This is a genomic window from Streptomyces sp. CBMA123, from assembly GCF_014596465.1.
Taxonomy (GTDB): Bacteria; Actinomycetota; Actinomycetes; order Streptomycetales; family Streptomycetaceae; genus Kitasatospora.
The window spans coordinates 1-8,079 of the sequence record NZ_MECK01000236.1; the positions used below are offsets into that span (position 1 = coordinate 1).

Here is an 8,079-nt window from a genome sequence, read left to right on the forward strand (position 1 = left end):
CGTGCCCGAACGGGCCGCCCATCGACCGGCCGGGGCCACCGCCGCCGAACGGCGGGCCGAAGCCGCCGAAGGCCTCCCGCCCCTCGAAGCCGCCCCCGGGCATCCCCCGGAACTCCGGGCCCGGCCCACGGCGCCCGCCGCCGCGCGGGCCCTCTCCGCGAAATCGCATTCCTGAGCGCATGGCGCCCACCTCCTTGAGGTTCCATCTGGTTCTCCGAGACAGTCGAGTCACTGTCTCGATAGTTCGACGATATATCGGTGACTGTCGCTCGTCAACGGGTACCGACACGGCTCCGCCGGACGGCACGGGCCCAGGACGAACCGATACGGTGACGGGCATGGCCGGTGAACGAGACCTTGCGACCCTGCTCCGCGGGATGCGCCCGCAGCTCAACCCGGGGCGGTACGTCTACTGCACCCTCCCCGCGAAGGTGCCCGCCGGAATGCGGCCGGTGGTGACCGTCGCCGAACCCGAAGGGGTGACGGTGGTTGTCACCCAGGACGAGGCGGACGCGCTCGGGCTGCGCTACGAGTACGTGGCGGCCTGGATCACCCTGCAGATCCACTCCGCGCTGGAAGCCGTCGGACTGACCGCGGCCGTCGCCACCCGGCTCGCCGAGCAGGGCATCAGCTGCAACGTGGTGGCCGGCTTCCACCACGACCACCTGTTCGTCGCCGCCGACGACGCCGAGGACGCCGAGGACGCCGTCCGGGCCCTGGAGCAGCTCTCCGCCGACTCCGCCTGAGGGGCCCGCCCGCCCCGGCCGACCACCCTGACCGCACACCCCGGCCGACCGCCCTGACCGACCGTCCCGCCGGACGGGCCCGCCGGGTGGCCACCGCCCGGCGGCCCTTCGACACTGGAAGGAGCCGCCCCGCCAGGGCCGGCCCCCACCGGAAGGAGACGGCCGCCATGGCCATCTGCGTCACCTGCGGCAACGACTACTGGCTCGCCTTCGAGATCAAGACCGTCACCGGCGACACCTACACCTTCGACAGCTTCGAGTGCGCGATGGAGAAGCTCGCCCCCCGCTGCGAACAGTGCACCGTGCGCATCGTCGGCCACGGCGTCGAGGTGGCCGGCATGTTCTTCTGCTGCGCCAACTGCGCCCGCGTCAACGGCGGCCTCGGCGAACAGATCCGCGACGCCGTCGGCGCCCACCCGGCCTGAGCCCCGCCCCTCCGGGGCCGGAACGCACGAAGGCCCTCCGGCCCGCGCGAATAGCGCGGGCCGGAGGGCCTTCGACGGTCAGGGGCGGAAGAGTCGGCCTGTACGCCGGGTACAGGCCGATCCCGTGTCGATCATGTCTTGACCTGCGCGTTTACATGAACCGGACCCCGCCGGGAGCCGTACTGGATCACGTCGGCTGGGCGTTGAAGAGACTGACGCCAGCGTCGAAGACGCGTTACGCCGGGAGGTGCACGAGGAACTTGGCGGAGCCATCCGCATTCCGCAGCTTGTCACTTCTCTGTCAGTAGTACCGCTTGGGGAAGCATGGGCGTCAGCTCTGGGTGCCGGAGATGCGGCCAAAGTGACTCAGTAGGACTCCCGTGTTGATCAGGTCTGGCAGCACCACGTCGGCGCCAGCCCCATGCAGTTCGTGAGCGGCGTGAACTCCGCTGGCGACGGCGATGATCTGAACCCCGCTCGTCAGTGCGGCCTCAACGTCTCGGGGGGTGTCGCCAACCAGTGCCACGGGCGTGCCGGCGGGTACAGCGTAGGCGCGATGGATGCGGTCTCGGGCCACCGCGACGAGCGCTGCTCGCTCAAGGTGGTCAGCACCGTACGCACCAACGGACAGGTCCACGAGGCCGTCGAGCCCGAACGCGGCGAGCTTCAGACGGGCATTCGGCGCGATGTTGCCGGTCAGCACGGACGAGATGATCCCAGGCTCATCTGCGACCGCAGTCAGGGTGTCCCGGACACCGGGCAGCGCGCTGCCGCGCCGCTGCAGTTCCTCGAACCGCTCAGACTCGGCGGCTTCGAGAGCCGCCTGCACGGTGTCCCAGCCCGGCCGCGCCAGGCTGTCTCGGTCGAACATCTCCCGCATGATCAGCCGATCGGTCCTGCCTTCGGTCACGGCAGGCCCCGATGGCCGGCGTTGGGCAACGGCCTCGAATGCCGCGCCATAGATCTCCTTGCTCACCCCGGCGTTGTCGATGAGCGTGTGGTCGATGTCCCACAAGACGATGAGCGCCATCCCGCCAGCGTAGGCAGCACGGCGTGCGCGCGGCGGCCGCCGCGCGTCCCAAGACGTCCTTGCGGGTCCTCGGGGGACTCCGGTTGGATATCCACTGTGAACGAGCGGCTGCGCTCCACACTTGCCCAGCGCGGTGTCCCCCCGGAGACACTCGCGACAGTCTGCGAGGTGGACCCCAAGACCGTGACCCGCTGGTTAAGCGGTCGCGTACCCCACGCGCGCCATCGGTGGAGCGTCGCGCACCACCTGAAGGTGGACGAGACCTTCCTTTGGCCGGAGACCCGGCCCAGGAACGGACAAGAGCCCGGGCAGAGTGCCGGCCTCGTGGCCACATACCCGGACCGTGCCAGCGTCCCGCGGGAGATGTGGCTCTCCCTGCTGCTGGAAGCAAAGCAGTGCATCAATGTGCTGGTGTTCTCGGGGACGTTCTTCGCCCAATCGAACCCCCGCATCGCCACGATGCTCGCCCAGCGCGCGGCGGCCGGAGCCCGGGTCCGGCTGTGCTTCGGTGACCCGCAGGGCCACGCCGTAGCGATCCGCGGGCGGGAGGAGGGGATCGGGGATGCGCTCGCTGCGAAGGTCCGCGCCTCGCTCACTTATTACCGGCCGCTGTTGGGGACACCCGGCTGCGAGATCCGCCTGCACGACACCACGCTCTACAACTCCCTGTTCCGCTACGACAACGACCTGCTGGTCAACCCGCACGTCTGGGGCCAGCCGGCGTCCGCGAACCCCCTGCTGCACCTCCAGAAGACGCCGGAGACAGGATGGTTCGACGGCTACGCTACGAGCTTCGACGCGGTCTGGGACTCCGCCCGGCCGTGGACCGACGACGCAGAGGGAGCCCAGTCGCATGGCCGGCAGGACTGAGTACTACGGCGATCCGGCGGCACCGGCGGCCAACTCGCTGGTGCCCGCGAGTAACCTGCTCGTTCAGAACGAGGACGGCGCGATCCTTCTGCAGCGCCGGCGCGACACCGGGCAGTGGGCGCTGCCCGGCGGCAAGCAGGACATCGGCGAGTCCGCCGCCGACTGCGCGGTGCGGGAGTGCGAGGAGGAGACCGGCATCAAGGCGGTGATCACCGGCTTCCTCGGCGTCTACTCCAACCCGGCGCACATCGTCGTCTACAGCAGCAACGGCGAAGCCCGTCAGCAGTTCGAGGTCGTCTACATCGGCCGCCCGGTCGGCGGCGCGCCCACGATCAACGACGAAGCGGACGGCGTGCTCTGGGTACGGCCAGGCGACCTGGACGACTACGACATCCACCCGAGCATGCGCCAGCAGATCGGCCACTACCTCAGCGGCCGATACCCCTACCTCGGCTGAACTCCAGCGGCGACCTGGTGCTCGGTACGGGCCACCGCCGCCTCGATCTCCGGCTGTGCCCGCTGGATGAAGCGCCCTACCAGCGTGCCGGCTCCGTACCGGGCGACGATCTCCGTGACCCGGTCCCGGGCGCTGGTCGGCGTCCCGTCGGGGGTCGTGGTCATGTCGCAGTAGACCAGTGCGTCCACCAGCACCTGGTTCTCAAGCAGCGGGAACTCTGTCTCCAGTTGAGGCCGGAGCCCGCGCTCCTCGGCCTCCAGCAGGGCGAAGGAGTGGTTGGCGACCAACTGAACCAGCCGCTCATCCGCACCATGCTCGTCCCGCAGGAATCGTGCGCCGTCCAGAGGATGAAAGCCAGTCAGGGCCAAGCGAGGTGCGTAGCCGACATCGTGGAGCACCGCTGCCGCGACCAGCAGGCCATCATCGGCCCCGGCGACCGCCGCCAACTGCGCGGCCTGGCGCGCCACCCCTTGGGAGTGCGACCACCGCCTCGGCAGGGTGTCCGCCAGCTCCTGTTCGGCGATCCGCCGCGCCCACTGGGGCAAAGTCTCCGTCACGCTGTCGGCCTTCCCGCCGTCCGGCTGTTCCATGCGGTCCGGCACGAGGACAGGGGCTCCCCGGGTCCTACGCCGCACCGGTGGCCCGGGCAGCCCCTGGCCACAGAATCGGATGCGGCTTCCGGGCCTTCAACCCAGTGGGACTACCGGTTTGGTGCAGGGGTCAAGGATTCGCAGCCGAGCCAGCGCTGCAGCACCGCCGGCACCGTGATGGTGCCGTCCGGCTGCTGGTGCTGTTCCAGTAGGGCTGGCACCAGCTGGCTGGTGCCAGCCCTGAGCCGTTGATGGACCAGGGCAGGGGCCGGACGGCGGGGTTCGGAGGTCGTCCTGAGAAAATGTCCTTCGGGTTGTGCACGCTCGGCGACTTGTTCGGCGCAACCGCTGTTCAGGGCCGCAAGAGTCTCATGGAGCCGACGTTGTCCTCGAAGCCAAGTTTGCGGTAGAGCGGTGTATCGGCGCAGTGTCATCGGCCTTGCTCTGCGCCGCCGCGCCCGGGGCGCCTGCTGCGTTGATTGCCACCCTGAATGACCGTCAGGAGTAGTGGCTCCGCTATCGGATTCGGCAAGATCTGGGCCATGAAGATTCTGATCATTGGCGGGACGTGGTTCCTCGGCAGTGCGGTCGCACAGGACGCCATCGACCGCAGCTGGGCGGTCACAACGTTCAACCACGGCCGGTCAGGCCGGGATCTTCCTGGTGTGGAGGCGATCCACGGTGATCGAACCGATCCGAATACGGCGCTCCCGGGGCGGCCGCTCGGATCGCCGAGCAGGCCCGGTGGGAGGCGGGGAACAGCCCGACGGCGGCCGGAGCACTCGCTGCGGCTGTCACCGCGCGGGCTCTGGCGGCCTCCGGCGACCTCGGTGGGGCCCGGTGGACGACGTGCGGAGTCTGGCGGAGCGCCTGGACGGCGCCGAGGCGGCTGACACCTGGTTCGGCTACCCCGAGCAGAAGCACCACGTGCACCTGTCGCAGGCGTACACACTGCTGGGCGACACGGGCAACGCCTACCAGGCACAGGAGGACGCCCTGGCACTCACGGACTCTCCGTCGGTAATGGCACGCGCCCTGCTGGCAGTGGACACCGCCGCATGCCTCCGCGTCGACGGCGACCCGACCGGTGCGGCCGAGATGGCGGCCGGGGTGTGGGAGCGGCTGCCGGCCGCCTACCGTGAGGGCCTGATCCGATCCCGCGCCGAGACGCTGCATCGCCAGCTCACCGGTCGGCCGTACGCGCTGCTCGGGGAGGCGCTGGCCAGCTAGCTACAACGAAACAACGAAGCTACCGGGGCTCTTGGGCGGCTGCTTCGACCATTCTCACCGCCACACGATCGCCACGGCACATCCAGAAACAGGCCGCAATAGGCGCGAGGAGACAGGCGCGAGGAGTCAGCAAGCGGTTACAGATCTTCGAGACATGAAAAGGCCCCCTGACCTGCAAAGTTGCAGGTCAGGGGGCCTTCCCTCAGCTAGGCGACGGAAGAGTCGGCCTGTACGCCGGGTTCTGTCGCCCGGGTTGCTTGCGCGGCCCGGGGAGACGGCCATCCATCTAGGGCTGCCGTTGCCGACAGCCTCGTGCGGTCTACCCGCGAGCTCGGGCGAGCAGCCCTCGAACACTCGCGCACGGCGCCCGAAGGCACCGATCTTGACCTTGCTCCAGGTGGGGTTTACCTAGCCGGCCGGGTCACCCCGGTCGCTGGTGGTCTCTTACACCACCGTTTCACCCTTACCCACGCGCCGAAGCGGTGGGCGGTCTGTTTTCTGTGGCACTGTCCCGCGGGTCACCCCGGGTGGGCGTTACCCACCACCCTGCTCTGTGGAGCCCGGACGTTCCTCGGCGGGTCTGGGACCCGTCGCGGCCGCCCGGCCGGCTCTTCCGCCGTAGTGGTCATGGTAGCCGCTCGGACGCGGCCTCCCGCACACCGGACCGGGCCACCGGCGGCTCCGCACCGAGGCGGGCGGCCACCCGGGCGGCCGTACCGGTGGCCCAGGCGCCGGTGGTGAGCACCCCCAGGGCGAGGATCGCCCCACCGAGGCCGACCAGGATCCACCAGCCGGCGTGACTGGCCGGGGCGAAGCCGGTCGCCACCGGGCCCACCACGGCCGAGGTGACGACCGTACCGATCACCGCGACGCCCAGCGACTGGCCGACCTGGCGGCTGGTCGAGGCGACGGCCGCGGCCACGCCCGCCTGGGCCCGCGGCATGCCGGAGACGGCCGCGTTGGTGATCGGCGCGTTCACCATGCCGAAGCCGAAGCCGAACAGCGCGTACGCGACCAGCAGCAGCGCCGCCGGGGAGTCCGCGGTCAGCCGGGTCAGCAGCAGCCCGCTCGCGGCCAGCCCCAGCCCGGCCATCACCAGCGGCAGCCGCGGCCCCCGGCTGCCGACGATCCGTCCGGACAACGGCGCGCAGACCAGCATCAGCCCGGCCATCGGCAGCGTCCACAGGCCCGCCTCGACCGGGCCGTAGTGCCGGACGTCCTGCAGGTAGAGGGTGTTGAGGAAGAGGAAGCCGCCGAGCGCGGCGAACGCGCAGACCGCGGTGACGGTGGCGCCGGTGAACGGCGCGCTGGCGAAGAACCGTGGGTCCACCAGCGGCTCGGCGACCCGCCGCTCCCACAACGGGAAGGCGATCAGCGCGGCCAGCGCGGCCGAGGCCAGGGCCAGGATCATCGGGGACGTCCAACCGCTGCCCGGGCCCTCGATGATCGCGGCGGTGCCGCAGCCCAGCAGGACGACCATCAGCAGCTGCCCCACCGGGTCGAGCCGCCGCGGTCGCGGCGCGCGCGACTCGGGGACGTAACGGACGGTCAGCAGTATCGCCAGCAGCGCCACCGGAACGTTGATCAGGAAGATCGACGGCCAGCCGGCACCGTCCACCAGGAAGCCGCCGAGCAGCGGGCCGAGCGCCATCGAGATGCCGACCACCCCGCCCCAGACGCCGATCGCCCGGGCCCGCTCCTTCGGATCGGTGAAGGTGTTGGTGATGATCGACATCGCCACCGGGTTCAGCATCGAACCACCCACCGCCTGCAGCGCCCGGAAGGCCACCAGCCACTCCAGGCTCGGCGCCAGGCTGCACAGCAGCGATCCCAGCGCGAAGCAGGTCAGCCCGATCTGGAACACCCGGCGGCGGCCGAAGCGGTCGGCCACCGAGCCGAACAGCATCAGCAGCGAGGCCAGCACCAGGGTGTAGGCGTCGATGATCCACTGCAGGCCGGAGGCCGGGGCGTCCAGGTCCTTCTGGATCACCGGGAGCGCGATGTTCACCACGGTGTTGTCCAGGCCGACGATGAACAGGCTCAGGCAGCAGATCGCGAGGACGAGCAGACGGCGGCGGCGCCCGGCGTCGGGGGCGGCGGGGGGCTGGGGATCGGGCACGGACCGATCCTCCCACCACCGGGCCGGGGCGGCGGTGCGAACGGTCACCCGGACGGACGCTCGGGTGGGGCGTTCGGATGGCCGCTCGGACGGGCACTCGACGGTTACTCAGGCCATCGCTCGGACCGCCCCGGAGCCACCGCTCAGGCCACCGCTCGGACCGCCGCTCAGGACTCCACTCAGACCGCCTCGAAGCGGACCGTCCGGGTGGCCGGGTCGGCCCTGGTGAGCCGGACGTCGATCTCCCGGCCCAGCGGCAGCCCGACGGGCACCCCGCCGGACGAGCCGTTCACGGCCGCGTCGCAGCGGGCCCGGACGGCGGGCTCGCGCAGCTGGACGGTGCCCGAGCCGGGGCGCTTCCCGTCCACATCGATGACCACCGCCGGGAAGTCCTCGCCCTCCCGGCCGACCAGCAGCTCCGCCTCCACCAGGTCCACACAGGCCCGTTCGACCTCGGCCGCCCGCCGGTCCCCGCTCGCCATCAGCGCCGGCACGGCCGGCAGCGCCTCCCGCGCCCAGTCCGGCACGTCCTCGCCCGCCGCCACCGCCGCGCACACCTCCTGGGCGAAGCGGTCCCCGAGCCGGCGCAGCGGCGCGGTGCAGTGCGCGTAC

Annotated in this window: 9 protein-coding genes, 1 other RNA gene and 1 pseudogene; 6 read left to right on the top strand and 5 right to left on the bottom strand. The window is 70.9% G+C overall.

Annotated features, from left to right (window positions below):
- Window positions 1-338 precede the first annotated feature (338 nt).
- From BG452_RS24815 to BG452_RS48160, 3 genes are all read left to right on the top strand, one after another.
- Window positions 339-746 carry an ACT domain-containing protein gene (locus BG452_RS24815; RefSeq protein ID WP_188306582.1) on the top strand — a complete coding sequence of 136 codons (408 nt, stop codon included), beginning with the start codon at window positions 339-341 and terminating at the stop codon, window positions 744-746.
- Between the two features lie 167 nt (window positions 747-913).
- On the top strand, window positions 914-1,171 hold the full coding sequence (locus BG452_RS24820; RefSeq protein WP_188306583.1) for a Prokaryotic metallothionein: 258 nt from the start codon (window positions 914-916) through the stop codon (window positions 1,169-1,171).
- A 196-nt stretch (window positions 1,172-1,367) separates the two neighbouring features.
- Complete coding sequence (locus BG452_RS48160; protein WP_411293007.1) at window positions 1,368-1,544, top strand: NUDIX domain-containing protein; 177 nt, start codon at window positions 1,368-1,370, stop codon at window positions 1,542-1,544.
- On the opposite strand, the gene BG452_RS24825 is transcribed toward BG452_RS48160, so the two are convergent.
- Window positions 1,503-2,201 (bottom strand): HAD family hydrolase, encoded by a 699-nt coding sequence (locus tag BG452_RS24825; protein WP_188306584.1) that lies wholly within the window; start codon window positions 2,199-2,201, stop codon window positions 1,503-1,505. The genes BG452_RS48160 and BG452_RS24825 overlap by 42 nt on opposite strands.
- Before the next feature lie 96 nt (window positions 2,202-2,297).
- On the opposite strand from BG452_RS24825, the gene BG452_RS24830 reads away from it, so the two are divergent.
- Together BG452_RS24830 and BG452_RS24835 are read left to right on the top strand one after the other, a co-directional pair.
- The gene (locus BG452_RS24830; protein WP_188306585.1) at window positions 2,298-3,071 is read left to right on the top strand and encodes an XRE family transcriptional regulator; all 774 of its coding nucleotides are present in this window, start codon (window positions 2,298-2,300) and stop codon (window positions 3,069-3,071) included.
- The gene (locus tag BG452_RS24835) at window positions 3,055-3,528 is read left to right on the top strand and encodes an NUDIX hydrolase (RefSeq protein ID WP_188306586.1); all 474 of its coding nucleotides are present in this window, start codon (window positions 3,055-3,057) and stop codon (window positions 3,526-3,528) included. The genes BG452_RS24830 and BG452_RS24835 overlap by 17 nt, the downstream gene beginning before the upstream one ends.
- On the opposite strand, the gene BG452_RS24840 is transcribed toward BG452_RS24835, so the two are convergent.
- Entirely contained in the window at window positions 3,516-4,118 is a 603-nt protein-coding gene (locus tag BG452_RS24840; protein WP_188306587.1) for an HD domain-containing protein, read from the bottom strand. The genes BG452_RS24835 and BG452_RS24840 overlap by 13 nt on opposite strands.
- Window positions 4,119-4,958: 840 nt before the next feature.
- Between BG452_RS24840 and BG452_RS24845 the strand changes: the two genes are divergently transcribed.
- Window positions 4,959-5,348: a hypothetical protein gene (locus tag BG452_RS24845; protein ID WP_188306588.1), complete on the top strand. Its 390-nt coding sequence runs from the start codon at window positions 4,959-4,961 to the stop codon at window positions 5,346-5,348.
- A 214-nt stretch (window positions 5,349-5,562) separates the two neighbouring features.
- Here BG452_RS24845 and rnpB read toward each other — a convergent pair.
- The 3 genes and pseudogenes from rnpB to BG452_RS24860 form a co-directional block, all read right to left on the bottom strand.
- Window positions 5,563-5,960: RNase P RNA component class A (gene rnpB / locus BG452_RS24850), an RNA gene on the bottom strand.
- Between the two features lie 13 nt (window positions 5,961-5,973).
- Window positions 5,974-7,467, bottom strand: coding sequence for an MFS transporter (locus BG452_RS24855; RefSeq protein ID WP_188306589.1), 1,494 nt, complete (start codon window positions 7,465-7,467; stop codon window positions 5,974-5,976).
- 179 nt (window positions 7,468-7,646) lie between these two features.
- A pseudogene (locus BG452_RS24860) lies at window positions 7,647-8,079 on the bottom strand (RNB domain-containing ribonuclease); the annotation flags it as partial.